Annotated in this window: 21 protein-coding genes and 2 pseudogenes; 9 read left to right on the top strand and 14 right to left on the bottom strand. The window is 60.8% G+C overall.

The window, feature by feature from the left end; all coding sequences use genetic code 11:
• Positions 1 to 382: 382 nt before the first annotated feature.
• Positions 383 to 1,798 (bottom strand): annotated as a pseudogene (locus B5495_RS14500) (IS1380 family transposase).
• Positions 1,799 to 2,087: 289 nt separating this feature from the next.
• Here B5495_RS14500 and B5495_RS14820 point away from each other — a divergent pair.
• Positions 2,088 to 2,252 (top strand): hypothetical protein, encoded by a 165-nt coding sequence (locus B5495_RS14820; RefSeq protein WP_197685626.1) that lies wholly within the window; start codon positions 2,088 to 2,090, stop codon positions 2,250 to 2,252.
• Between the two features lie 104 nt (positions 2,253 to 2,356).
• On the opposite strand, the pseudogene B5495_RS14490 reads toward B5495_RS14820, so the two are convergent.
• The 4 genes and pseudogenes from B5495_RS14490 to gap form a co-directional block, all read right to left on the bottom strand.
• Positions 2,357 to 3,015 (bottom strand): annotated as a pseudogene (locus B5495_RS14490) (bifunctional 4-hydroxy-2-oxoglutarate aldolase/2-dehydro-3-deoxy-phosphogluconate aldolase).
• Between the two features lie 103 nt (positions 3,016 to 3,118).
• Positions 3,119 to 3,784: a 6-phosphogluconolactonase gene (pgl, locus tag B5495_RS14485; RefSeq protein WP_079550252.1), complete on the bottom strand. Its 666-nt coding sequence runs from the start codon at positions 3,782 to 3,784 to the stop codon at positions 3,119 to 3,121.
• Positions 3,785 to 3,802: 18 nt separating this feature from the next.
• Positions 3,803 to 5,308 carry a glucose-6-phosphate dehydrogenase gene (zwf, locus tag B5495_RS14480; protein ID WP_079550250.1) on the bottom strand — a complete coding sequence of 502 codons (1,506 nt, stop codon included), beginning with the start codon at positions 5,306 to 5,308 and terminating at the stop codon, positions 3,803 to 3,805.
• A 52-nt stretch (positions 5,309 to 5,360) separates the two neighbouring features.
• Positions 5,361 to 6,365, bottom strand: coding sequence for a type I glyceraldehyde-3-phosphate dehydrogenase (gap, locus tag B5495_RS14475; protein WP_079550248.1), 1,005 nt, complete (start codon positions 6,363 to 6,365; stop codon positions 5,361 to 5,363).
• A gap of 67 nt (positions 6,366 to 6,432) precedes the next feature.
• Between gap and B5495_RS14470 the strand changes: the two genes are divergently transcribed.
• A complete protein-coding gene (locus B5495_RS14470) occupies positions 6,433 to 6,912 on the top strand; it encodes a methylglyoxal synthase (RefSeq protein WP_079550246.1) in 480 nt (159 codons plus the stop codon).
• An 18-nt stretch (positions 6,913 to 6,930) separates the two neighbouring features.
• Here the strand turns inward: B5495_RS14470 and B5495_RS14465 are convergent, their stop codons facing one another.
• The 7 genes from B5495_RS14465 to B5495_RS14435 all read right to left on the bottom strand — a co-directional run bounded on the left by B5495_RS14465 (position 6,931) and on the right by B5495_RS14435 (position 12,838).
• On the bottom strand, positions 6,931 to 7,776 hold the full coding sequence (locus tag B5495_RS14465; RefSeq protein WP_422822005.1) for a DUF2797 domain-containing protein: 846 nt from the start codon (positions 7,774 to 7,776) through the stop codon (positions 6,931 to 6,933).
• Positions 7,757 to 8,044 (bottom strand): YeaC family protein, encoded by a 288-nt coding sequence (locus tag B5495_RS14460; RefSeq protein WP_079550244.1) that lies wholly within the window; start codon positions 8,042 to 8,044, stop codon positions 7,757 to 7,759. The genes B5495_RS14465 and B5495_RS14460 overlap by 20 nt, the downstream gene beginning before the upstream one ends.
• Before the next feature lie 220 nt (positions 8,045 to 8,264).
• Positions 8,265 to 9,128, bottom strand: a complete 864-nt coding sequence (locus tag B5495_RS14455; protein WP_079550242.1) for a rhomboid family intramembrane serine protease — start codon at positions 9,126 to 9,128, stop codon at positions 8,265 to 8,267.
• A 164-nt stretch (positions 9,129 to 9,292) separates the two neighbouring features.
• Entirely contained in the window at positions 9,293 to 10,288 is a 996-nt protein-coding gene (locus tag B5495_RS14450) for a metallophosphoesterase (RefSeq protein WP_231897203.1), read from the bottom strand.
• Positions 10,289 to 10,290: 2 nt separating this feature from the next.
• The gene (locus B5495_RS14445) at positions 10,291 to 11,220 is read right to left on the bottom strand and encodes an NAD(+) kinase (RefSeq protein ID WP_079550238.1); all 930 of its coding nucleotides are present in this window, start codon (positions 11,218 to 11,220) and stop codon (positions 10,291 to 10,293) included.
• Positions 11,221 to 11,305: 85 nt separating this feature from the next.
• Positions 11,306 to 12,175 carry an EamA family transporter gene (locus tag B5495_RS14440; protein WP_079550236.1) on the bottom strand — a complete coding sequence of 290 codons (870 nt, stop codon included), beginning with the start codon at positions 12,173 to 12,175 and terminating at the stop codon, positions 11,306 to 11,308.
• A gap of 66 nt (positions 12,176 to 12,241) precedes the next feature.
• Complete coding sequence (locus tag B5495_RS14435) at positions 12,242 to 12,838, bottom strand: YqaE/Pmp3 family membrane protein (protein ID WP_079550234.1); 597 nt, start codon at positions 12,836 to 12,838, stop codon at positions 12,242 to 12,244.
• Positions 12,839 to 12,939: 101 nt separating this feature from the next.
• On the opposite strand from B5495_RS14435, the gene B5495_RS14430 reads away from it, so the two are divergent.
• The 4 genes from B5495_RS14430 (at position 12,940) to putA (ending at position 18,301) form a co-directional block, all read left to right on the top strand.
• Positions 12,940 to 13,347 (top strand): CBS domain-containing protein, encoded by a 408-nt coding sequence (locus B5495_RS14430; protein ID WP_079550232.1) that lies wholly within the window; start codon positions 12,940 to 12,942, stop codon positions 13,345 to 13,347.
• 350 nt (positions 13,348 to 13,697) lie between these two features.
• Entirely contained in the window at positions 13,698 to 14,057 is a 360-nt protein-coding gene (locus tag B5495_RS14425; RefSeq protein ID WP_079550230.1) for a hypothetical protein, read from the top strand.
• Between the two features lie 17 nt (positions 14,058 to 14,074).
• Entirely contained in the window at positions 14,075 to 14,959 is an 885-nt protein-coding gene (locus B5495_RS14420) for an AraC family transcriptional regulator (RefSeq protein WP_079550228.1), read from the top strand.
• A gap of 144 nt (positions 14,960 to 15,103) precedes the next feature.
• On the top strand, positions 15,104 to 18,301 hold the full coding sequence (putA, locus tag B5495_RS14415; RefSeq protein WP_079550226.1) for a bifunctional proline dehydrogenase/L-glutamate gamma-semialdehyde dehydrogenase PutA: 3,198 nt from the start codon (positions 15,104 to 15,106) through the stop codon (positions 18,299 to 18,301).
• Between the two features lie 273 nt (positions 18,302 to 18,574).
• Here putA and B5495_RS14410 read toward each other — a convergent pair whose 3' ends face one another.
• Positions 18,575 to 19,993, bottom strand: coding sequence for an IS1380 family transposase (locus B5495_RS14410; RefSeq protein ID WP_079550240.1), 1,419 nt, complete (start codon positions 19,991 to 19,993; stop codon positions 18,575 to 18,577).
• A gap of 150 nt (positions 19,994 to 20,143) precedes the next feature.
• On the opposite strand from B5495_RS14410, the gene putP reads away from it, so the two are divergent.
• Both putP and B5495_RS14400 read left to right on the top strand, forming a co-directional pair.
• Positions 20,144 to 21,637, top strand: a complete 1,494-nt coding sequence (putP, locus tag B5495_RS14405) for a sodium/proline symporter PutP (protein ID WP_079550224.1) — start codon at positions 20,144 to 20,146, stop codon at positions 21,635 to 21,637.
• Between the two features lie 229 nt (positions 21,638 to 21,866).
• Complete coding sequence (locus B5495_RS14400) at positions 21,867 to 22,511, top strand: OmpW/AlkL family protein (RefSeq protein WP_079554811.1); 645 nt, start codon at positions 21,867 to 21,869, stop codon at positions 22,509 to 22,511.
• 73 nt (positions 22,512 to 22,584) lie between these two features.
• On the opposite strand, the gene B5495_RS14395 is transcribed toward B5495_RS14400, so the two are convergent.
• Positions 22,585 to 22,917 carry a YqcC family protein gene (locus B5495_RS14395; protein ID WP_079550222.1) on the bottom strand — a complete coding sequence of 111 codons (333 nt, stop codon included), beginning with the start codon at positions 22,915 to 22,917 and terminating at the stop codon, positions 22,585 to 22,587.
• 352 nt (positions 22,918 to 23,269) lie between these two features.
• On the opposite strand from B5495_RS14395, the gene B5495_RS14390 reads away from it, so the two are divergent.
• Positions 23,270 to 24,304, top strand: a complete 1,035-nt coding sequence (locus B5495_RS14390; RefSeq protein ID WP_079554810.1) for a DUF3549 family protein — start codon at positions 23,270 to 23,272, stop codon at positions 24,302 to 24,304.
• The last annotated feature ends 20 nt before the right edge of the window (positions 24,305 to 24,324 follow it).

Raw genomic sequence — 24,324 nt, 5'->3', positions numbered from 1 at the left:
GGCTACTTTGAAGTCTGGGCCAGAGCCACCGACGAGAACGGCCTTTCTCAGCCCATGGTGGTGCCGGGCTGGAACCCCAAGGGCTATCTCAATAACGCCTGCCATCGCATTGCGGTTCAGGTGGCCGAGGAGGTCTCATGAACACCTCATCCCGCCTTATTCATCAGGACGCCGAACGAGCGTTTTACGTCCCGTGGTGACCGGGACCGACCGGCTTTATGTCATACGGTCGCTGAGTAGCCGATTAGCACATAGCTTTATCGTATCAATGCCGTGATATTTATAACTGAAGTTCATTGGTTTCGAGTGACGGCGCAGCCGTGGTCGTCGGCCTCCATAGTGGCCGTTTTGTCTGCTGGAAAAGGCTGAGTAATGCGACGTGTCAGGTCAATGCCGTCAGCCGCGGCAACCCCTTCAGTAAGGATGGCCACCATTTGTCGGCGGCATCGCCGAGGTGCACGGTGATACGCCGGGCGTGCACTGTCAGCGTGGCGGCCACCTTGAGCACCTGCTCGCGCATCCGCTTCAGGCTCCAGCCCTGCCGGGTCTGTCGTTCCAACAGGCAACGCAGCCCGTGTAGCACCTGATAAGCGCAGAGAGTCAGCAGCAGGTTTACCTCGTTGCGGGCCATGACGTCCTGGACGGTGGAGACACCGCGATCAGTCGAGGAGAGATGCATATCGAGCGACGACTTCACCTCGCCCATGTGGGCTTCGGCGCTGCCGCGCTTGCGATAAAGCGCCAGGACCTTTTCCGGCGGCCAGTCGAACTTGCCGAGATTGGTGACCAAAAAGAAGGCATGCAGCAGCAGATCATCGGGCCGCTCTTGTACCACCAGCACCACGCGCCGCGGCGCCGGCCAGGTACCGGCTTGGTACGCCAGGTCATGGCACCATTCCCGAGGTTGCTCGGGGGCCCGGCCGCGTGGCCGCTTCAGATGTGGCCGCTGCCAGTGTCTGCAGGCCCGTATGACTGCGCAACCGGCCCAGATACTCGATGTCGCGATTTCCAGCGCCTCAAGCGTGTCGTGTCGGTGAAGCCGGCGTCGATGCGCACCTTGACCTTGGCCCCGGTGCTCTCGTTGAGTCGCCGCACCAGATGTGGGATCCAGGTATCGGCATTCTCGGCTGGGCCGGCGTTACCTTCACGCAGCAGGCCGCCCACCATGTCGCCGGTCTCTGCCAGCGAGGCCACCAAGGCGAGTATATTCTGGCCCCGTAAAGTCCATGAAACGCCGAACCGCCCTGGTGGCCGTGAACGTCGATCGGCAAGCCGTCGATGTCCAGCGTCAGATGCTCGGGGCGTTCGCCGCCGTTCAGCGAGGTCAGTCGCCAGACCGCCAGCCGCAGCAGGCCCTCATGCACGGTATCGATATTGTCGTCGCGGCCCAGGCACGTCAGCAGCCGCGACAGCGTCGCTTGAGATGGCCGGTCCTGAGCCAACGGCGTTGTCCCGCGGGCATCACTGCAGGCTAGCTGCCAGAGCGGGTCACGGCGAAGCGTATCGGTATCGCTGAGGTCGATCCAGCCCATCGAACGCTGCAGCACCAGGGTACGCAGCTGGCTGGCTAACGAGTGGCGGACGCGATCCGGGTCGCGGTGATCGACCAGATGGTCGTCCAGCGCATCGATCATGCCGCTGTTGTCGAGGGCTTCACGCAACAGCAAAGCACCGCTGTCGCTGGTGTGCGATGGCCGCTGAGCTCGACGCGGATGGACCCGTTGCATGACGGGGTCCAGGGGGATAAGCTTTCACCCATGGCGAGTGGTCCTCTTGAATTGTGTTCGTTCAGGAACATCTTGATTCTACAAGAGAAACTGCTCGCCATCTTCTTTTCTGTCTCAGCCCGGTGAATTAGGCGGGCTCATTCATGAACACCTCATTTCAGTGGGGCAAGGCAGCGCTGATCGCCATGCTGATCGGGTCTGCCGGCCGGCGCTCTGGCTCAGGAAACTGATCCCGACACGGGTTTTATCCAGGCTGAAGGCTGGCAAGCGACCAAGGCCAACTGCACCGTCTGCCATTCCGCCAAGCTGGTTACCCAGAACAGCGGCTCGCGCAACCATTGGCAGTCGCTGATCCGCTGGATGCAAAAAACCCAAGGGCTCTGGCAGTTCCAGCCCGAGATGGAAGCCACCATTCTCGACTATCTAGCCAGCAATTATGGGCCCAAGGAAGATGCCCGCCGCCCGCCTCTACCCAGAGCGCTCATGCCAGACAACCCTTATCCGACGGTGTCCGACTCTGATTGACGCCGCCAAGGCCCCGAAAGGGGCCTGTTCGCAGCAAGTGCCGGTGACCATTCACTTAAGCCCGTGAGGACAGCCGGCAGCGCGACAAAGAGACTCAACGCCGCTTAATGGTGAAAGCGTTCGGCGGCCTGTTTGGCCAGATCGCGGATGCCGTCCCAGTCTTCAGCGTCAACCAGCGCCTTGGGCGTCAGCCAGGTGCCGCCTACGCACATGACGCTGTCCAGCGCCAGGTAATCTCCGGCGTTGTCGACGTTAATGCCACCAGTGGGACAAAAACGCGCGTCGGCAAGCGGTGCGCTAAAGGCCTTGAGCGCGGCCACGCCGCCGCTGGCCTCGGCGGGAAAGAACTTGAAACGGCGGTAGCCGTACTGCCAGCCGGTCATCACTTCGGAGACGCTTGCCACGCCCGGTAGCATTGGCACCGGGCTTTCAATGCCGTAGCGATACAGCGCTTCGGTCGCGCCCGGGGTCACCACAAAATCCGCCCCGCCTGCTCGGCCTGACGATACTGCGCCGGCGTCAGCACCGTGCCCACGCCAATGCTCGCACCCGGCAGCGCTTCGCGTATGCGCGCCACGGCGTCAAGCGCGCAGGCGGTGCGCAGCGTGATTTCCAGTACCTGCAGGCCACCTTCCACCAGCGCCCGGGCAATGGGCACGGCGTCTTCCAGCCGCTCGATGGTAATCACCGGCAATACTTCGGCCTTCAGGCAGATGCTGTCGAGTTCGGCGGTACGCGTTGAGGGCAACTGTTTATCAATCATTAAACGTCTCCAACATATTAAAAATTATCATTATTCAGTAAGAACCCTGTTCATCATGCCTGATCTCGGGGCATGGCGGCACACCCACATGACACCGTTGGCCTCAGGGCGCCCAGTAAATCGCCAGCGGGCAGGCTAAAAACGCGCGGATCGGCAGCTCGCGGGCATCATCGCCGGGCAGCGCTCGGGCCAGCACGTCGCGCTTGGCATCGCCGGTAATGTGCAGAAAGTGCCGCCGCGCACGGTGCAAGCGGTCGGCCGAGAGCGTGATACGCGGCTGGCGCTGGCTGGGTGCCCGCACCGCCACCAGTGGATCGCGGGTGGCAAGCGCCAGCTCAAGCTCGGGGCTATCGGCAAATATGGAGGCGGTATGGCCGTCGGTTCCCATGCCCAGCACCACGACGCTTGCCGGCCAGGCCAGCGCCTCGAGACGTGCCGCCGCTTCCTCGGCACCTTCTTCCGGCGTGCCGGCGGCGGTTTTCAGGCCCACAAACCGTGCGGCGGCGGCTTCATGCTGCAGCAGCTCCTCGCGCACCAAACGGGCATTACTATCGGAATCACTTTCTTCCACCCAACGCTCGTCGGCAAGCGTTACGTCAACCCGCGCCCACTCCAACGGCGTTGCCGCCAACGCGCGAAAAAACGCCACCGGCGTAGAGCCACCGGAGACGACCAGCAACGCGCGCGGCTGATGGCGCAGATCTTCTGCCAGGGCGCTGGCGACGGCTTCGGCCAGCTGCCCGGCAAGGGCTTCTCGGGGGTCGCTCATGTCAGCACTCTTTTCATATCAGTAATCCTCGTACCAGCTGCGTCCGTCCTGGGTAATCATGGCGATGGACGCCACCGGCCCCCATGAGCCCGCGGGGTAGCGCCGAGGCGGCGTACTGCGCGCCTGCCAGCTTTCGCTCAGCTGCTCGCACCAGCGCCAGGCGTACTCGACTTCATCGCGGCGCACAAACAGGTACTGCCGGCCTTTCATGACTTCCAGCAACAGGCGCTCGTAGGCGTCGGGAATGCGCGACTTGGGATACGCATTGTTGAAATCCAGATGCAGCGGGCCGGGACGCAGGCGCATGCCTTTATCCAGCCCGCTATCTTTGGTCAGCACCTGCAGCGCGATGCCTTCATCCGGCTGCAGGCGGATCACCAGCTTATTGGCCGCCAGGCTGCGCTGGTCGGGATCGAAGATATAGTGCGGCTGCTGGCGAAAGTGAATGACAATCTGGGAGAGTTTTTCCGGCAGGCGCTTGCCGGTGCGCAGATAAAACGGCACCCCCGCCCAGCGCCAGTTGGCCACTTCGGTTTTCAGCGCGACGAAGGTTTCGGTATGACTTTGCGGATTGGCGCCGTCTTCCTCGAGATAGCCCGGCACCGGCTGGCCGTCGCTGGTGCCGGCAATGTACTGGCCGCGCACCACGTCGCGCTCCTGGGCTTCCGGCGTCAATGGTTTGAGCGCCTTGAGCACCTTGACCTTTTCATCGCGGATGGCGTCGGCGTCCAGATTGGAAGGCGGATCCATGGCAATCAGGCAGAGCAGCTGCAACAGGTGGTTCTGCACCATATCGCGCAGCTGGCCGGCGTCGTCAAAATAGCCCCAGCGGCCTTCGATGCCGACTTTTTCAGCGACGGTAATTTCCACGTGGGAAATGTGGTTCTGGTTCCACTGGTTGCCAAACAGCGGGTTGGCAAAGCGCAGCGCAATCAGGTTTTGCACCGTTTCCTTGCCCAAATAGTGGTCGATGCGGTAGATCTGCTTTTCGGGGAAAACCTCGCCAATGGCATCGTTGACCGCGTTGGAGGACGCCAAATCATGCCCCACGGGCTTTTCCACCACCACGCGATCGTGCTCACCCAGGCTACCGCTTTGCTGCAAATAGCCGCAAATATCGCCATAAAGCCGCGCCCCGACGGATAAATACACCACCATCGGCCGCGTGGCCGTGCCGCGCCAATCGCCCACGGCGGCATAGTCCGCCGCCTGGGTAAACTCCAACGGACTGTAATCCAACCGGCGTAAAAAACGCGTGCGGCTCTCGGCATCCTGCTCGTCATCTGTCAGGCGCGCATCGAGGGCCTCGGCCACCAGCTGGCGAAACGACGCCGTATCGTGGGCGTGGCGCGATAGCCCGAGAATCCGCGTGTCAGCGGCGAGCAGCGCTTCGCGGTCAAGCTGGTAAAGCGCGGGCAACAGCTTGCCCTGGGCAAGGTCGCCCAGCGCGCCAAACAGCGCCAGATCAATGGCGTGACTAACATCGCCGAACGGTTCGGTTGATGCACTTCGGGGCTGGCTCATGGGCGCTCCTGTTGCCAAAAACAGTGAAAAACCGGGCGTTAAAAAAGCATCGTCACTTGTCGCACGCCTGCATGGCAAGGGCGGTATCCAGCATGCGATTGGAAAAGCCCCATTCGTTGTCGTACCAGGCCATGACCTTGACCAGGCGGCCGTTGACCCGGGTGTGGTTCTGATCAAATACGCAGGAATGGGCATCGTGGTTGAAGTCGATCGAGACCAGCGGCTGCGCGTTGACGGCCATGACGCCTGAGTGCTCCGCTGCCTGCGCCACAATCGCATTGACTTCCGCGACGCTGGTATCTCGCGCCACGGTAAAGGTGACGTCAACCAGCGAGACGTTGATCACCGGCACGCGCACGGCGAGGCCGTCGAGCTTGCCGTCAAGCGCTGGCAGCACCTTGCCGACCGCCGCCGCGGCGCCGGTTTGGGTCGGAATCATCGACTGGGTAGCGCTGCGTGCGCGGTACGGATCCTTGTGCCAGGTGTCCGACAGGTGCTGGTCGTTGGTGTAGGCGTGAATGGTGGTCATCAGCCCGCTGTCAATGCCCAGCGCAGCGTCCAGCGCCTGGGCCAGCGGCGCCAGACAGTTGGTGGTGCAGGAGGCATTGGAGACCACCGTATGCGTCGCACGCAGCACGTCGTCGTTCACCCCGAACACCACGGTTGCATCAGCGTCGGGGCACGGCGCTGAAATCAGCACCCGGCGTGCGCCGGCGGCAAGGTGGCCGGCGGCGGCCTCGCGGCGGGTAAACAGGCCGGTGCATTCCAGCACGATGTCCACGTTATGCGACTGCCACGGCAGCGCACGGGGGTCGCGTTCGGCCAGCATCGCGATACGATCATCGCCTACGCTAATGCTTTGTTCGTCATGGCTCACCGGCAGGTTAAAGTGGCCATGCACGCTATCATGACGCAGCAGGTGCGCATTGAGCGCGGGATCACCCAGGTCGTTGATCGCCACCACGCGAACGCGCTCGCGATAGCCGTTTTCATACAGCGCCCGCAGCACGTTGCGTCCAATCCGCCCAAAGCCGTTAATGGCGATATTAAATGTCATCCGTTTGTCCTTTAATAAGGCTGACAGGTATTTACTAGGCTCGCACACATTGATCAGGAGAAACATCATGCACAATGCCCGCCCTACCCGCCAGGCAACGCGCACACTGCCGGCGCGCAAACGTATTGCCCTTATCGCCCACGACGGCAAGAAACGCGAGCTTCTGGAATGGGCGAGCCGCTGGCAGGAAACGCTGCAGCAGCATCAGCTGGTGGGCACCGGCACCACGGCCGGCAAGCTGCAAACGCATCTGGGGCTGAACGTTGAAGGCCTGATGAGCGGCCCGCTTGGCGGCGATCAGCAAATGGGCGCGCGGATTGCCGAACAGGCGCTGGACGTGCTGATTTTCTTCTGGGACCCGTTCGCCCCGCAGCCCCACGACCCCGACGTCAAGGCGTTGCTGCGTCTGGCCGCGCTGTGGAACGTGCCGGTGGCCTGTAACGCCGCCAGCGCCGACTTCATTCTGTCATCCGACTACCTGGCCCAGGACTATACGATATCGATCCCCGATGCCAATACCTGGGCAAGCGATCGCCGCGAGACATGAATACAGCGTCAAATACACTTACGCCACGCTGACCTGATAGCCGGTAAATTTGCGCAGGTTGATCACGCCGGTATCGAGCATCAGGTACTGGCCCTTGATGCCCAACAGCACGCCTTCAATTTTCGGGGTTTTATCCAGGTTGTGCGACACCACTTTGGTAGGGAAAGTCCGTACCGGATACGTGAAGGCCTGCGCCCGGGCATCCAGCCGGCGGATGGCATCACCACCGTGGGTGTCCCGCAGCGCATCCAGCCTCGGTGCAAACTGTGCCAGTAAACGATCACGTTCGGCGTACAGATCAAGCATTGCCACGTCGCCCTTGAGCATGGCGCGCCAGTTGGTGCGATCAGACACCGCCTCTTTCAGCAGCACCTCGGCAAATCCCGCCTGCTGGCGGGTGGCCACTTCGAGTATGGGTAGCCCCTGAATGGCGCCTTGATCCAGCCAGCGGGTGGGCAGCTGGGTTTTGCGGGTAATTCCGACTTTCAGCCCCGATGAGTTCGCCAGATACACAACGTGTGGCGTAAAGCAGCTGGCCTCGCCCCACTCGGGCTCGCGGCAGGTGCCTTGAAAGTAGTGGCAAAGCTCGGGCTTGACGATGCACATATCGCATCGCGCCAGGCGTTTGAAGCACGGGTAGCAGTGGCCCTGACCAAAGCTTTTGCGGGTGTTGCGTCCGCAGTTGGTACACGCAATTTCACCGTGCCATTCAAGGCTAAGCGGCATACCGATACGCGCGTTCAGCCCAACCTCGTGTTCACCGACCCGCAGCCGGTACTCAACGGTGCCGACCGAATCAGCGCCGGGCACTGCGGCCATTTTTTGCAGCCCGCCCGAGAGCATTTCAGCGGCCACCGGTGGCATCCCGGCCAAGCCCGGCCATTTCCGGGGACACGCCGCTGCCGTCGGCACCGGCACCGCAGGTGCGCTGCTGCAAATAGCCCACGCGGTCTTCTTCGGGCACCCTGTTCTCCACTTCGTAACGCATGACTGCCTCCAGGCACAGTCTGGTCTGCTCTGACGTCAGCAGCTTGCCGTCCGGCCACTTTCTCAATGCCACCGCCTGCTTGAGGCTTGTATAGATTGACGGCGTCATTTGGCTGATCATTTTCTCGAAGGTCATATCGCTCATGGCAAGCTCCGGCGAGGTGGTATTCGCTGTCGGCAGCCGTACAAAACGGCGCCCGTAAACCCGCCCAGCATACCATTGCGCTATACAAAAAAACCCCCGGCACCAAGGCCGGGGGTTATTACACAATAAGAATAGTTGCACGAGTTTACATACAGTCAATGAGTACCTTGAGTCGATTGTTAACACCACATGGTGAGCACAGGCGCTTTTCAGGCGAACCCTAGGAGCCCGAACGAAGGCGCCGTATGGAGGCATACCAGCCGGTAGCAAGCCCGACCATCAGCCCGCCCAGGTGCGCTTCATTGGCCACGTTGCCAAAGCCTACCTTGCCCGCTAGCGCCGTCATGGTGAACACCATCCAGCCGAGCATGAAGACGACCAGCATCGTCGGCACGAAAAAACCGCTTTGTGGTACGCGGCGCGACATCAGCCATACGTGGCCCAGCAGCGCATAAACCACGCCCGACATACCGCCAAACAGTGCCGTACCCGTGGCGTATTGGGCCAAATTGGCACCCACGCCGGCGACCAGTAGCAGCGTCAGCATCCAGCGGCTGCCCTGCAGCGTTTCGACCTGGCGGCCGAAATACCAGACCCACATCAGGTTGAAAATCAGATGCGTCCAGCCAAAGTGCAAAAACGCCGGGGATAACAGCCGCCATATCTGGCCGCTGGCCAGCGTCTGGCTTAGCGAGCCAAACACCAGCTCGTCGCCGGAGATGCCGACCGGCACGATGGTCAAACTGACAATCAGCCAGTCGCCAAACACGCTGATCAGCGCAAACACCGCAACGCTCAGGGCCACCATCGCCGCGGTGACCGGCACGCGCTTGATTAACCCCAGCGACAGCGAGTTAACCATGCCCCGGGGCTGAGGGCGCGGGTGGTCAGGCGTATCCAGCGGCTCGCCGCGCTGCCAGCGCCCCACTACCTCTTGCAGCGCATCATACTGAGCCGGGTTGGCCAGCCACAGAAGCTGACCGTCAGCCTCCTGGGTAATACGGTGGCTGATGCGTTGCTGCCAAAGCGTCTGGCGCAGCGTACGCGTATCGGCATCGTGGGGCAGAAGCATAACGGGCTGCATGGCGCTCTCTTTATGTCCAGACGAAAAAAACCGGCGGTGGAAGCCGCCGGATAAAGCAAGGGATCATTCAAGGGAACACTTACTATGAGGGCCGGCAGCAGGCAAAGTTCACTCGCTATCGCAAAAAATGTCAGTTTTTCTAAAATCGGCGATGTGTCGCTGCATCAGCCCGACAGCAAGCTCTCTTCACGGGGCACGCGCACCCAGACAAAACGGTCGGCGTTCAGCGTTTGCTCGCCGCTCCAGCGGTACGCTACCAGGCGCCCGTACTTCACTGCACTGTAGTCCAGGCAGGCAATATTGTGCGTCGGCAGCGACGGCACGCCCTCGCACCAGTAATGGCCAATAAACAGCGGCGGCTGATCACTGCCGTAGTAGCTCAAGCGCTGGCGCTCACCCGGCTCAAGCAGCCGGGCTTCCAGATCACCCGGCAGGTTGTCCGGCTGAAACACCACGTCGCCCCAGACCAACGGATCTTTGCTCCAGAAATGCGCGCGGAAACTCCGGCGCGTAAAGCCGTCGCCGGAATGGATCTCGACGTCACCGGGCAGCGGGATGTTCGCTCCGCGCGTCAGCCGGTCAAGAATGCTGAACGCCTCGGTCGAGGCATCAGTCGACTCTTCCAGAAACGCATCGTCCATACAGGCGTTGGGGTGGCGCTGCTTTAACCTCGAGATCAGCGTCTCATCCCAGCAGGCGTGAACCACGCGAATACCGTCAATCTCCAGACACAGCGGAATGGTCTTGAACCACGCCAGGGTATCTTCCCACTCGTTGGTATAGTCGTAATACTGCTCCAGCGTTTCACGAATCAGACGATTGTTGCGCGGCGTATGCTCGCGCAGCCAGCGCTTACCGCTGCCGGCTGGCCCCGGATAGGAATAGGCCAGCGCGTTATATTCATGGTTACCCATGACGATGTGCGCCTCGCCCTCTTCCACCATACGCCGGGCAATGGTCACCGAAAGACGAATACGCGGCCCGCGGTCAATCAAATCCCCGAGAAAAATCACTTTCCGCCGCGGATGCCGGTATACGCCGCCGCGTTGCTCGTAGCCCATTTTCTCCAGCAGCGTAACCAGCGTCGCGCCGCAGCCGTGAACATCGCCAATTAAATCGTAACCTTCCAGCCGTGGCCTGCCTTGCGGGGTGTTGTGCATGATTAATCTCCCAGCCGATGGCTCCAGCCCAGCTTACTGCGCAGCACTTCGTAAAAATTATGCCCGAGCGGGTGTACCAGCTGCACCCGTTCAGGTTTGCGTTTTACCACCAGCACGTCGTCGGGCTTGGCCACCGCGCGAGTCTGGCCGTCGCAGCTGATATGCGGATAGGTCAGGTTGGTTTCGCCAATATGAATGCGGATTTCGCTGGCCGCGTCCAGCACCACCGGCCGGCTGGACAGCGTATGCGGAAACATCGGCACCAGCGTTACCACATCAAGCTTGGGGTGCATGATCGGCCCGCCGCCGGAAAGCGCGTAGGCCGTGGAGCCGGTGGGCGTGGCGACGATCAGACCGTCGCTGCGCTGGCTATAAACAAACTGGCCGTCGACGAACAGCTCAAACTCGATCATGCGCACGGCTTTACCCGAATGCACCACGACTTCGTTGAGCGCTTCGCCGTGGCCGACGGCAACGCCGTTACGGTAAAGCTCGGCATCCAGCAGAAAGCGCTCTTCGCGCTCAAAGTGGCCGGCCAGCACCTCGCCAACGCGGGCTTCCAGCTCGTCGGGGGAAATATCGGTCAGAAACCCCAGGCGACCGCGATTCACGCCCAGGATCAACGTGCCGGTCTCACACAGCGTGCGCGCCGCGCCCAACAGGCTGCCGTCGCCGCCCACGACGATCACCAGATCGCACAGCTCGCCCAGTGCCCGGCGGCTGGTTTCCGGCAAGCCGTGGTCCGTCACGACCGTAGCCGTGCGGTCTTCGATCACCACGTGATAGTCGCGCTCGGTCAAGTAGCGAATCAAGCGCTTGAGAGAATCCACGACCTTGTCGCTGCCCAGCCGGCCGATCAGGCCGATGGTGGCAAAAGGCCGCTTACCGCTATCATCAGGCGGTGCGCCGGTAGCAGAAGCTGTGTCAGTCATTAAGGCAACCCATTAACATCGGCCTGCATTATGTCGGCCCAGGCGGCGGCGGGCAAATAGGCTTAAGTCGTGGCACGTGGCTCGCTCAGGCCACCGCGGCTTTGCGCCCGCGGTAAAGCCGCTGGTTGAGCCACAGCGAAAGGCCGATAATCGCCCCGCCCAGCGCCAGGCGGCCAAGATCGGCCTCGCGATTCCACAGCACCAGATTGACCAGTAGCCCCGCAGGCACCAGCGCGTTGTTCATGATCGCCAACGTGCCCGCATTTACCTTGACCGCGCCGCGGTTCCAGAGAAAATAGCCGCCGCCCGAGGCGGCGAGCCCCAGCCACACCAGCACCAGCCATTGGTGGCCTGCAGTGGGCAAGGCGGCCGTATTGCCCAGCAGTAAAAACGCGGGCAGCGCTACCGCGAGTGCGCCGAGAAAAAACCAGCCGAAGACGTTATGCCACGGCAGCGAGTGCGGCAGCGTGACAGCCAGCCGTCGGTAGCCCACCTGCCCCAGCGCAAAACACAGGTTGGCGCCCTGCACCACGAAGAAGCCCAGCCAGAAACCGGCATTGACGCCGTCGTAGCGGATTACCGCCGCGCCCAGCACGGCCAGCAATGCCGTGAGCAAATAAAGCGGCGTAAAGCGGCCAAACAGCAGGTCGTCAAGCAGCGCGATATACACCGGCGTAAAGACGGTAAACAACAGCACTTCGGGCACCGACAGCAGTAGAAACGACTGATAAAAAAACAGGTACATGACGCCTAGCTGCAGCGCGCCGATCACCATCAGCGCAAGACGCTTTTTGCCCTGCAAAAGGCGGGGGCGCAAAAACGGCAAAAAGACCAGCGTCGCCAGCAACACCCGCACCAGCACGGCGAAATAGCTGTCGACCTGACCAGCCAGATAGGCGCCAATCAGCGAGAACGAAAATGCCCACAGCGCCGTCACGCCAATAAGATAGCTCACGGTAAACCTCGTTACAGAAAAACGTTTACCCGAGTATACCGGCTTGCCGTGCGCTGCCCAACGCCATTAGCGGCGGCGCAGCCAGGTGATCGCATAGATGATGCCCGGCACCCACAGCAGCAAGGTCAGAGCGATACTGATCGCGACTCGCTGCCCGCCACCGCCGCTCAACCCGACGGCCAGCGGTGGGAACAGCACGGCCAGCGCGGCGTAGGCGGCGTTGAGCACCGCGGGCTCATCTTCAGCGGGCGCGGCGGGCATATCCAGCTCGGCCGCCTGGCCTGGCGCTGGCGGCGTAAAGTGCCCCACCGCCGCGCTGGCCGCTGCCTGCGCCGGTTCAGGTTCAGGTTCAGGTTCAGGTTCAGGTTCAGGCTCGGGGGCGGATGCGTTCGCTTCAGACTCGCTAGCGGGCGCCGTTACGGGCGGGTGTTCCGCCTGACGGTGGGCCTGCTTGTCGATTTTCTGCTCCAGCGACGCCGCATCTTCGGCCAGCTCGTCGTGATAGCGCTCCCAATCCTCCCAGTCGTGCGGCGTGCCGGTAATAGGCCGGTGGTCACCGGCGCCACGGGCGCGTTCCCAGGCTTTCTCTTCCAGGGTATTAGGACGATCCGGGTCGCGGTCCAGCGCAACGCCCTTACGGCTCAAGTATTCGCGTGCATCCATCAGCGTACTCCTGGCGGGTAAAAATCAATGAAATAGGCTAGTTTTATAAATGATGGCCGCTGCAGCGTTCTTCAACCACGATTCGTGTCAGGAGCATTATTATGGCTCAGAAAACGCCGGATGTTGTTCGCGATATCATGTCCCGGGACTGCTACCGGGTATCGCCAGAGACCTCGATCACCACGCTTGCCCAGGGTTTGACGCTACATCGCCTGCCCGGCGCACCGGTCGTCGATAGCGCGGATCGTCTGGTGGGCTTTATTTCCGAGCAGGATGTGATCGGTCAGGTACTGGATAGCGTTTATAATGACGGTGAAGCGCCGCTGGTAAAAGAACTGATGCGCAACGACGTGCTCAGCGTTACGCCCAACAAATCCATTACCGACCTGGCTCAGGAAATGCTTGGCGCCAAGCCCAAGATTTACCCGGTCGTGGAGCAGCAGCGCCTCGTCGGCATTGTCACGCGGCGCGACATCCTGATGGCCCTGCTCAATACGCGGCGCCATTGATGTATTCGTGAGACTCGGTCCTTCGGCATGCTGAAGACGTAACAATATGGCATGCATAAAAAAACGCTGCCCGTAGGCAGCGTAAACAAGGGATCGAAAACAATAAGCCAGTCCAACAATTCTCGCGCTGATCCTCCTGTCACGGTGATCAATGCAACAGCCTTTGCCACTGCTATCGCTATGCTGCCTGTAAACTATCAGACACCGTTATCAACAAAAGTTCGCTTGCCCGACAAATTTTCTCGCGTTGCGTGTCAGCGTATGATGTACGTTTGCTTCACACGTCCCTGTACATATGACGTTCCTGTAACGTACATGACATCCCGTACACGCAATTCCGGAGCCGTTTCATGGCGCTTTATTTGCTGGTGTTTGGCGTTTGCCTGCTGGTCATCGGCAGCACAGTGATCATACTGCTGTCGACCCGTACGCCGCGCTATCGCACCGAATCACACCACCTGCTGGACGTGTTTGACAAGGCACTGGCAAGCCAGGTCAGCGAAAGCGAATGGCACACGCTGATCGGCTATCCGATTCGGCACGATGAGTATCTGGAAGGCGTGCGCCGCCGTGCCGTGCACCTTATGGAAGAGCATGGCCGCCGCTGGCAGATTGCCCAGGGCAAGCCCCTGTTGGATACGCGCGGGCAGTCCGAGCTTCAGGCGCTGCGCGACCACCTGGCCGCACGCATGGCCCTGCGCCAACCTTAACCCTCGAGGAGGTCGCCATGCTCAGCACCATTCGCGCGCTGCCGCTGGACACCGCTACCCGTCATCACGCGCACGCTTTTCATCAGATCGTGATTACGCTCTGCGGCACCGCACGCTTTGAAATCGAGGGACTCGGCGGGCGGCTGGATGCCTACGCCGGCTGCATCGTGCCGGCCAACTGCGAGCACTACTATTCAGGCAATTCTGATAACCGCCAGCTCATTCTTGACCTTCCCCCCGAAGCCCCGGCGCTTTGCGGTGATCATCGCGAGTTGGCCGCGCTGTTTGATGCTCCACGCTTTTTTACGCTCGATAACGCCCTGCGCCACTATATGGCCTTTATGGAAAGCGAAATGGCGCTGATAGAAAGCGAGCCTGGCCGTACGGCGCCTGACCATAGCGACGCCATGCACCACGACCGGCTGGCCGTGGCTTTTCTCGGCGCGCTGATGTCACGCCTTGGCCCGAGCACCCGACAGACATCCAAACGCTTAAACATGGCGCCTATTCAGCGCTATATTGAACACCACCTGGCCGAGCCGCTACGCGTCGCTGATCTGGCGAGTCTGGCCTGCCTGAGTGAGGCGCATTTTTCCACGCAGTTTCGTCGCCAGACCGGGCTTTCTCCCTGGCAGTTCGTGCGCCGCCAGCGTTTGGGCACAGCCCGCCAAATGATCCTGCAAAGCGCCCTGCCGCTGACCGACATCGCCCTGCAAACCGGTTTTGCCAGCCAAAGTACGCTGTCTCACGCTTTTCGCCGCTGCTTTGGCGTATCGCCACGTCAGCTACGTCATCAAACCGTTCGTCAAACCGTTCGTCAAACCAAAGCGTCACAGACTAATGTCTTATGCGCTTCGAGCCCCCTCGCTGGCGATAAGATTCAAACTCCACTAAAGTCCTAAAAAGCCTTTGTGGTAAAGCGCTTACAATGAAACCAACACGTTTTACCCTGAAACGAACATGCACGTGGGGCCTTTGCGCCTTACATTCGAAAGCATCGTAAGGCGTAATACCTGACTGGTTCTGTCTCTTCTCTGGGGGCTTCAATGCTCAATGCCAAGACACTGCGTGACCCTGCCACCTGGCAAACCGATATTGATACGCTAATGGCGCGCCTTAGCGATCACTATATTGTCGATGAAGACCGCTTTGTCCGGGAGCTCATCAAACTGCTGGAAGTTGACCGCGATGACTACGCTCGCATTGAAGAAGACACCGCTTCGCTGGTGCGCGAAGTACGCAACATGGATACCGCCGTCGATACCATCGACGAGCTGCTTCAGCAATACAGCCTGGATACCCACGAAGGGCTGATGTTGATGTGCCTGGCCGAGGCCATGCTGCGCATTCCCGACAAGGCCACCGCCGATGCGCTGATCGAAGACAAACTCGGCCCCGCCGACTGGAACGCCCACGTCGGCAAAAGCGAATCATGGATGGTCAACGCCTCGACGTGGGGGCTGTTGATGACCGGCCACGTGCTCAAACTTGACCACCCCCACCCTGAAGACGGCCAGCCGGCCAGCTTTATCAACCGCATGGTCAATCGCATGGGCGAGCCGGTCATTCGCCGCGCCATGGTTGAAGCCATGAAAATCATGGGCAAGCAGTTTGTTCTGGGGCGCGACATCGACGAAGCGCTCAAGCGCTCCAAGCCGCTGTTCGACAAAGGCTACACCTATTCCTACGACATGCTGGGCGAAGCCGCGCGCACCCGGGGTGACGCCCAGAGCTACTTCAACGACTATAAAAGCGCCATCGAGCAGGTGGGCAAGGCGCGCCAGAAACTGCGCGACACCACGCCCGCGCCGTCCATCTCGATCAAGCTGTCAGCGCTGCACCCGCGCTATGAATTTGGCCGCCGCGAGCAGATCCTGACCGAGCTGGTGGATACCGTCACCGCGCTGGTGAAAACGGCACGCGAGCTTGATGTCGAGATCACCATCGACGCCGAGGAAGTCGACCGTCTGGAGCTGTCGCTCGAGGTTTTCCGCGCCGTGTACGAAAGCGACGCCGCGAAAAGCTGGGGGCACTTTGGTCTAGTGATACAGGCCTACGCCAAGCGCGCGCTGCCCACGCTTCACTACATTAACCGGCTGGCCGACCAGCAGGGCGACGAAATCCCCCTGCGGCTGGTGAAAGGCGCTTACTGGGATACCGAGGTCAAGGAATCTCAGCAGCTGGGCGTTGAAGGCTACCCGGTGTTTACGCGTAAAGCCTGCACCGACGTGGCGTATTTGGCCTGCACACAGTTTCTGCTTTCCGAGGCAACAAAGGGACGTATCTTCCCCCAGTTCGCCACCCACAACGCCCATACGGTGACGGCCATTCTGGCCCAGGCCAACCAGCACGGCCGACCGTTTGAGTTTCAGCGCCTGCACGGGATGGGCGAAGCGCTTTACGACGCCGCTCTTAAGCGCGCGCCCGAGGGCACCTATTGCCGTATTTACGCACCGGTTGGTGCGCACAAGGATCTACTCCCCTACCTGGTGCGCAGGCTGCTGGAAAACGGCGCCAACTCGTCGTTTGTCCACCAGATCGTTGATCCCGACGTGCCGGTAAAATCGCTTTGTGAACACCCCGTTGACACCCTTGCCGCGCACGAGTCCTTTGCCAACCCGCGCATCCCGCTGCCCCAGGATATTTACGGCCCTCGGCGGCGCAACTCGCGCGGCGTAAATCTCAACGTTCGCAGCCATTTCTATCCGCTGATGGAACAAATGGCCGAGTTCATGGAGAAAACCTATACGGCCAAGCCCCTGCTGGCGTTTGAGGTCGACGACGATACGGCCAACACCCACGACGTCACCTGCCCCTTTGACCGGCGCCAGCGTCTGGGCAGCATTCAATGGGTCACCCAGGCACAAACGGCTCAGGCGCTGGATGCGGCCTGGGCAGCGTTTCCCGACTGGGACGCCACGCCGGTGGCCGAGCGCGCCGCCATACTGCGCCGCTTTGCCGACCTGCTCGAGTCACACACGCCCGAGCTGATGACGCTGTGCTCGCGGGAAGGCGGCAAGCTGTTGACCGACGGCGTTGACGAAATCAAGGAAGCAGTGGATTTCTGCCGTTATTACGCCATGCGCGCTGAAGACATTTTCAGCGAGGCCATCGAACTGCCCGGCCCCACCGGCGAGTCCAACTGCCTGCAGATGGGCGGAAAGGGTGTCTTCGCGGCCATCAGCCCGTGGAACTTCCCCGTGGCGATTTTCTGCGGCCAGATGGTCGCCGCGGCGGTGGCCGGCAATACCGTACTGGCCAAGCCGGCGGAACAAACCTCGCTCATTGCCCACCGCGTGGTCGAACTTTTATACGCCGCCGGCATGCCGCGCAACGCAGTACAGCTGCTGCCCGGCGATGGCAAGAGCGTGGGCAGCGTGCTGACCGCCGACCCGCGCATTACCGGCGTGGCGTTTACCGGCGGCACTGATACCGCGCAAATTATCAACCGAGCGCTGGCCGCGCGGGAAAACGCGCCGCTGCCCACGCTGATTGCCGAAACCGGCGGCATGAACGCGATGATCGTGGACTCCACCGCCCTGCCTGAACAGGTCGTGGTTGACGTTATCCAGTCAGCCTTTCAGAGCGCTGGCCAACGCTGTTCGGCGCTACGCGTGCTGTACCTGCAGGAAGACGTGGCCGAGCGCGTCATCGAAATTCTGACCGGGGCAATGCAGGAACTGCGCGTGGGCGACCCGCGTGACCTGGGCACTGACGTGGGCCCGGTCATCGACGAAGACGCCCGCGAACAGCTGCAGGCCCACATCGACACGCTGACCGCGGAAGGCCGCCTGATTGCACAAACGCCGCTGGAGGCCGAGCGGACACAGGACGGCACCTTTATCGCACCGGCGGCCGTTGCCATCGACAACATCGATGCGCTTAGCCGCGAACAGTTCGGGCCGATACTCCACATCGTGCGCTACAAAGCCAGTGAGCTCGATCAGGTCATCGACGATATCAACGGTCGCGGCTACGGGCTGACGTTTGGCGTGCACAGCCGTAATGCCTCGTTCGCAGCGGAAATCGCGCAGAAAATCCGCGCCGGTAACGTGTATATCAATCGCAATATCATCGGCGCGGTGGTCGGCGTTCAGCCGTTTGGCGGCCAGGGGCTTTCAGGCACCGGCCCCAAGGCCGGTGGGCCCAACTACCTGCTGCGCTTTGCCTCGGAAAAAACCGTGACCAACAACACCGCCGCCCTCGGCGGCAACGCCTCACTTCTGGCCATGGGGGATAGCTAAGGCCACAGCCATAACCTCGACAACGATAAATAAATATTACCCCGCCTTATTCATCAGGACGCCGAACGAGCGTTTTACGTCCCGTGGTGACCGGGACCGACCGGCTTTTATGTCATACGGTCGCTGAGTAGCCGATTAGCACATAGCTTTATCGTATCAATGCCGTGATATTTATAACTGAAGTTCATTGGTTTCGAGTGACGGCGCAGCCGTGGTCGTCGGCCTCCATAGTGGCCGTTTTGTCTGCTGGAAAAGGCTGAGTAATGCGACGTGTCAGGTCAATGCCGTCAGCCGCGGCAACCCTTTCAGTAAAGATGGCCACCATTTATCGGCGGCATCGCCGAGGTGCACGGTGATGCGCCGGGCGTGCACTGTCAGCGTGGCGGCCACCTTAAGCACCTGCTCGCGCATCCGCTTCAGGCTCCAGCCCTGCCGGGTCTGTCGTTCCAACAGGCAACGCAGCCCGTGTAGCACCTGATAAGCGCAGAGAGTCAGCAGCAGGTTTACCTCGTTGCGGGCCATGACGTCCTGGACGGTGGAGACACCGCGATCAGTCGAGGAGAGATGCAGGTCGAGCGCCGACTTCACCTCGCCCATGTGGGCTTCGGCGCTGCCGCGCTTGCGATAAAGCGCCAGGACCTTTTCCGGCGGCCAGTTGAACTTGCCGAGGTTGGTGACCAAAAAGAAGGCATGCAGCAGCAGATCATCGGGCCGCTCTTGTACCACCAGCACCACGCGCCGCGGCGCCGGCCAGGTACCGGCTTGGTACGCCAGGTCATGGCACCATTCCCGAGGTTGCTCGGGGGGCCGGCCGCGTGGCCGCTTCAGATGTGGCGCTGCCAGTGTCTGCAGGCCCGTATGACTGCGCAACCGGCCCAGATACTCGATGTCGCGATCTTCCAGCGCCTCAAGCGTGTCGTTGTCGGTGAAACCCGCGTCGATGCGTACCTTGACCTTGGCCCCGGTGCTCTCGTTGAGTCGCCGCACCAGATGTGGGATCCAGGTATCGGCATTCTCGGCTGGGCCGGCGTTACCTTCACGCAGCAGACCGCCCACCATGTCGCCGGTCTCTGCCAGCGAGGCCACCAAAGGCGAGTAGATTCTGGCCCCGTAAAGTCCATGAAACGCCGAACCGCCCTGGTGGCCGTGGACGTCGATCGGCAAGCCGTCGATGTCCAGCGTCAGATGCTCGGGGCGTTCGCCGCCGTCCAGCGAGGTCAGTCGCCAGACCGCCAGCCGCAGCAGGCCCTCATGCACGGTATCGATATTGTCGTCGCGGCCCAGGCACGTCAGCAGCCGCGACAGCGTCGCTTGAGATGGCCGGTCCTGAGCCAACGGCGTTGTCCCGCGGGCATCACTGCAGGCTAGCTGCCAGAGCGGGTCACGGCGGAGCGTGTCGGTATCGCTGAGGTCGATCCAGCCCATCGAACGCTGCAGCACCAGGGTACGCAGCTGGCTGGCTAACGAGTGGCGGACGCGATCCGGGTCGCGATGATCGACCAGATGGTCGTCCAGCGCATCGATCATGCCGCTGTTGTCGAGGGCTTCACGCAACAGCAAAGCACCGCTGTCGCTGGTGGTGCGATGGCCGCTGAGCTCGACGCGGATGGACCCGTTGCATGACGGGGTCCAGGGGGATAGGCTTTCACCCATGGCGAGTGGTCCTCTTGAGTCAAGTTCGGTTAGGAACATATTGATTCTACAAGAGAAACTGCTCGCCATCTTCTTTTCTGTCTCAGCCCGGTGAATAAGGCGGGATTACAACAGCCCGGGTTGCTGCATACGCATACCCACAATCGGCCGGAGTGGCACCCGGCTCAATAACAAACGGGAGATGTTCTTATGGCTATTGGCGTTTGGATCAGCCTTTTTATCTACTTCGCACTCATGATTGGCATCGGCTTCTATGCGATGCGCAAATCCACGTCTACGTCTGAAGGTTACATACTGGGTGGCCGATCCCTAAGCCCACAGGTAGCAGCCCTTTCGGCGGGCGCTTCGGACATGAGCGGCTGGCTGCTGCTGGGTTTACCCGGGGCCATGTTTATCTCCGGCCTGGGTTCCGCCTGGATTGGTATCGGCCTGTTCGTGGGCGCGTTCTTCAACTGGGTGCTGGTTGCACCGCGCCTTCGCGAACAAACGGTGCACTATGGTAATGCGATCACCATTCCGGCATTCCTGGCAAACCGCTTCCCGACCCAAGCCATACCGCTGAGAACGGTATCTGCTATCGTTATCGTGGTGTTTTTCGCGGTTTATACAGCGTCGGGCCTGGTGGCAGGCGGCAAGCTGTTCGAAAGCGCGTTTTCCGGCGTGATCAGTATTGGCGGCATGAGCGACTACTCTGCAGGCATCGTTATCACGCTGGGCGTGGTACTGGTCTACTCAGTCATCGGCGGCTTCATGGCCGTGAGCATGACGGACTTCGTGCAGGGCTGCATCATGATGCTGGCACTGGTGATCATGCCCATCGTGGTCCTCTATGGCCAAGGGGGCGGCGGCTTCGATCAGGCGTCACAGACCCTGAATGCAACCGATCCTACGCTTCTATCCTGGACGGAGGGGTTGACCTTTATCGGCTGGCTATCTGCCGTAACGTGGGGGCTGGGGTATTTTGGGCAGCCACACATCATTGTGCGCTTCATGGCCATCCGGAGTCTGAAAGAGGTTCCTGTCGCCCGTAACATCGGCATGAGCTGGATGTTCATCTCGCTGGTCGGCGCCATCTCCATGGGGATATTCGGCCGGGCCTATGCGATCCGCAACGGACTCGAGGTCGCCGATCCGGAAACGATCTTTATCATCCTCTCGGAACTGCTGTTCCACCCGCTGATCACCGGCTTCCTTTATGCCGCACTGCTTGCCGCCGTCATGAGCACCATTTCCAGCCAGCTGCTGGTGGCCTCCTCCTCGCTGACCGAGGATTTCTACCGCCTGTTCCTGCGTAAAGAGGCGTCGGAAAAAGAAGCCGTCACGGTTGGCCGGATTAGTGTCGTGCTGGTTGGCCTGGTGGCAGCGGTCATTGCGTCGGATCCAACCTCTCAGGTGCTGGGTCTGGTGAGTAACGCCTGGGCAGGCTTTGGCGCGGCCTTCGGCCCGCTGATCATTCTGTCGCTGATGTGGCCGCGCACCAACGGTGCCGGCGCCCTTGCGGGCATGATTGTAGGTGCCCTCACCGTTATCATCTGGATTTCACTGGGCTGGAACGGTGAGTTCATGGGCGGTCCCGGTATCTACGAGATCATTCCCGGCTTCATCGCTGCCTTCGTTGCCATCATGGTGGTGAGCAGCGTGACGGCCGATGCGGAGGAATATCAGGCCATCGAGCGGGCATAATACCGCTCAGCATAATAAAAGCTGAAAGATGAAAGATGAAAGATGAAAGATGAAAGATGAAAGATGAAAGGGCTCCCGCGGGAGCCCTTTTTCATGCCTTTTTATTAGAAGACGGAACTCCCTTGCGCTGGGTCAATAACCCGCCAAGGCACGGCATTTACACTGACTTCATTGATAAACGACAAGCCCTAGCTTGCCTGTAATGTAAAACCTCTGGAGTCACTAAACGATGCGCAAAACTGCCCTGACCGCTCTGCTTGCCGCCGGCGTTGCCGCTGCCGGCGTTACCGCCAGCACTCAGGCTTTCGCTTACGGTGCGGGCGATATTTATACTCGCGTTGGCGTGGCCAAGGTCGCGCCGAAAAGTGATAACGGCGACATTAATACGCTGGGTATGACCGGCCTTGGCGTGGATGTTGACGACGAGTCCGGCTTTGCCTTTACGGTGGGCTATCGCTTCCACGACAAGATGGGCGTGGAGTTGCTCGCAGCCCTACCCTTCGAGCACGACATCAGCATCGCTGACGGCGCTGTCACTGGCAAAACCAAACACCTGCCGCCCACGCTGACGCTTCAGTACTATCCGCTTGGCGGCACCGCCGCACGCGTCCAGCCTTACATCGGCGCGGGCATCAACTACACGCACTTTTCCGGCGAAGAGGTCAATGTGCCCGGTGCCTCGCTTGAGCTGGAAGATTCCTGGGGTGCGGCCGGCCAGATCGGCATTGACCTGCTGATTGACGATAACTGGGCGATGAACGCCGCTGCCTGGTATATCGATATCGATACCGACACCAAAGTCGCCGGTGCCAACGCCGGCACCGTGGAAATCGACCCGGTAGTCGTCATGGCCGGTATCAGCTATCGCTTCTAAGCGTTTCTGCGCTTTTTCTACTGACCGATTCTCCTCAGCGTTTGGCGCTGCTCGCCATGCGGGCAGCACTTTTTTAATGCCGGGTGATCAGCTCATCGATGCGTTCAACGCTCTGTACGACCAACAGCTGGTCGCTTGCCTTGGCACTCTGCTGCTGAAGGTAGGCCGCAATGGCCGGCGCGACTTCGCATTTCGCCGGCAGCGGCGCCCGAGCTTCAATCAGCGCATAAAGGCGTGCTACGAACACAAAGCGCAGCCACTGCGGCAGCGACATGGTATCCACGCAAAACGGTTGCCGGCTTTCAAACGCCGCGGGCGGCGGTGTTTCAATGCGCCACAGGCTGGTTGCCTTAAGCGTCGCTTCCAGCTCTTCCAGCGCTTGTTCAAGCTCTTGATGTATCGTCATGGGGCACCGTATGGCTAAAGCCGCGTATTATCCCAGTGAGGGGGTGACCTTGCCAAGCACCAGCGGTGGATCGCACAGATCCGACCCATGGATCGCTGCCTTGTGAATCAATTCGCCACTTTGTGGATAATCAGCCCGGCGGTGCCATACGTTATTCACCGGTTCACAGAAAACCTGAAAGAGACTGTGGATAAACTCTGGAAAGGTCGCGCAAAGCCTGATGTCACGGGCTTGTAAGAATATTGCTCATTTTTTGACCAAAACCGCCCTGTGCCCGGATTTTTTCCGTGACGACGGCTGACACCTACCAAGCGGCAAGGTAGAGTGCAGGCTTGCAATGCGGAAGGATGCCATGCAGCCGATTCATACTCTTGATGATTTTTTTACCCGCAGCGGTGCGGACGTCGCCCTTTACCATATGGGCCGGCGCGTTACGCCCTGCACGCGGGATACGCTCGCCGCTTTTGAAAGTGGTACCGCTCCCTGGCCAGAACCCTGGCAAGGTCAGGCGCGACTGGCGGCGGTCTTTCGCCTGGGCGATATGCCGGAGCCCGCCATCTGGTTCTTGAGCCTGCCGTTGGACGAACAGGGCTATCTATCGCCAGCCCAGCGTGATGCCTTTTTGCAGCGGCTGCTGGAAACCCTCGGCCACAGCGCCAACCAGACTGCCGGTACCCAAGGCAGCGACAGCGCCATCGAGCATTTAATGCACGATAACCCGCTGGCGTTTACGCCCGACATGACGTTTCAGGCCGCGCTGAACGCGCGCGCAACGTGGGATGCCAAGCTGCCCCCCAGCCAGTATCTGGCGGCGGTGGAGGCGTTTATCGACGGCCGTTACAGCGATTGGGAAGCGCTGGGCCTGCAGGGTATTGCCGACTATGCCATTCGCATGGATGAGACCGGGCAACAACGGCTGGCCAAGGTGCTACATAAACTGCCAACGCCGATGCTGCGCTCGCTGTGTCATTGCCTGGAGCATCGCCCGCTCGCCGCCGCGCTGGTGGGTGAACTTTGCCAACGTGGTGAGACGGCCGCTACCCATGGCGACGTGGAAACATTTTGTGCCTGCATACGCGCTGTGGGCAGCAGCGATGACGCCCGTGCAGGCATCTGGTATGCCACGCTGCTGGCCGATGAAGCCGCCTGCGGCCCGGACACACTGGCCGCCATTGCCGGGCGCGGCTGGCCACTGCTGGAAGACGGCGAGCGCCTGCCCTTGTTCTTAACTCGCCTGGCACAAGACCCGCGCACCGGTTTTGGCACCGTGGTGCGCGACCTGGCCTTGATTCCGCGTCTGCGGCTGCCCGTCATCGCGCTGCTACGCGATGCCCCCGAAGGCTCTCGCCTGCACGCGCGGCTGCTTGGGCTGACCGGAACGTCATAGCACCGGCGTGCCAGAACAAG

Source organism: Vreelandella subglaciescola, assembly GCF_900142895.1.
GTDB lineage: Bacteria > Pseudomonadota > Gammaproteobacteria > Pseudomonadales > Halomonadaceae > Vreelandella > Vreelandella subglaciescola.
Note: the sequence above shows the minus strand (reverse complement) of the source record. Positions and strands in the feature narration are given on the sequence as shown.

Excerpts from the sequence above, each read along its gene's own strand:
- B5495_RS14820 (WP_197685626.1), top strand. The coding sequence starts at position 2,088 with ATGCAAAAAACCCAAGGGCTCTGGCAGTTCCAGCCCGAGATGGAAGCC.
- pgl (WP_079550252.1), bottom strand. The coding sequence starts at position 3,784 with ATGAGCGACCCCCGAGAAGCCCTTGCCGGGCAGCTGGCCGAAGCCGTC.
- zwf (WP_079550250.1), bottom strand. The coding sequence starts at position 5,308 with ATGAGCCAGCCCCGAAGTGCATCAACCGAACCGTTCGGCGATGTTAGT.
- gap (WP_079550248.1), bottom strand. The coding sequence starts at position 6,365 with ATGACATTTAATATCGCCATTAACGGCTTTGGGCGGATTGGACGCAAC.
- B5495_RS14470 (WP_079550246.1), top strand. The coding sequence starts at position 6,433 with ATGCACAATGCCCGCCCTACCCGCCAGGCAACGCGCACACTGCCGGCG.
- B5495_RS14465 (WP_422822005.1), bottom strand. The coding sequence starts at position 7,776 with ATGCCACCGGTGGCCGCTGAAATGCTCTCGGGCGGGCTGCAAAAAATG.
- B5495_RS14460 (WP_079550244.1), bottom strand. The coding sequence starts at position 8,044 with ATGAGCGATATGACCTTCGAGAAAATGATCAGCCAAATGACGCCGTCA.
- B5495_RS14455 (WP_079550242.1), bottom strand. The coding sequence starts at position 9,128 with ATGCAGCCCGTTATGCTTCTGCCCCACGATGCCGATACGCGTACGCTG.
- B5495_RS14450 (WP_231897203.1), bottom strand. The coding sequence starts at position 10,288 with ATGCACAACACCCCGCAAGGCAGGCCACGGCTGGAAGGTTACGATTTA.
- B5495_RS14445 (WP_079550238.1), bottom strand. The coding sequence starts at position 11,220 with ATGACTGACACAGCTTCTGCTACCGGCGCACCGCCTGATGATAGCGGT.
- B5495_RS14435 (WP_079550234.1), bottom strand. The coding sequence starts at position 12,838 with ATGGATGCACGCGAATACTTGAGCCGTAAGGGCGTTGCGCTGGACCGC.
- B5495_RS14430 (WP_079550232.1), top strand. The coding sequence starts at position 12,940 with ATGGCTCAGAAAACGCCGGATGTTGTTCGCGATATCATGTCCCGGGAC.
- B5495_RS14425 (WP_079550230.1), top strand. The coding sequence starts at position 13,698 with ATGGCGCTTTATTTGCTGGTGTTTGGCGTTTGCCTGCTGGTCATCGGC.
- B5495_RS14420 (WP_079550228.1), top strand. The coding sequence starts at position 14,075 with ATGCTCAGCACCATTCGCGCGCTGCCGCTGGACACCGCTACCCGTCAT.
- putA (WP_079550226.1), top strand. The coding sequence starts at position 15,104 with ATGCTCAATGCCAAGACACTGCGTGACCCTGCCACCTGGCAAACCGAT.
- B5495_RS14410 (WP_079550240.1), bottom strand. The coding sequence starts at position 19,993 with ATGTTCCTAACCGAACTTGACTCAAGAGGACCACTCGCCATGGGTGAA.
- putP (WP_079550224.1), top strand. The coding sequence starts at position 20,144 with ATGGCTATTGGCGTTTGGATCAGCCTTTTTATCTACTTCGCACTCATG.
- B5495_RS14400 (WP_079554811.1), top strand. The coding sequence starts at position 21,867 with ATGCGCAAAACTGCCCTGACCGCTCTGCTTGCCGCCGGCGTTGCCGCT.
- B5495_RS14395 (WP_079550222.1), bottom strand. The coding sequence starts at position 22,917 with ATGACGATACATCAAGAGCTTGAACAAGCGCTGGAAGAGCTGGAAGCG.
- B5495_RS14390 (WP_079554810.1), top strand. The coding sequence starts at position 23,270 with ATGCAGCCGATTCATACTCTTGATGATTTTTTTACCCGCAGCGGTGCG.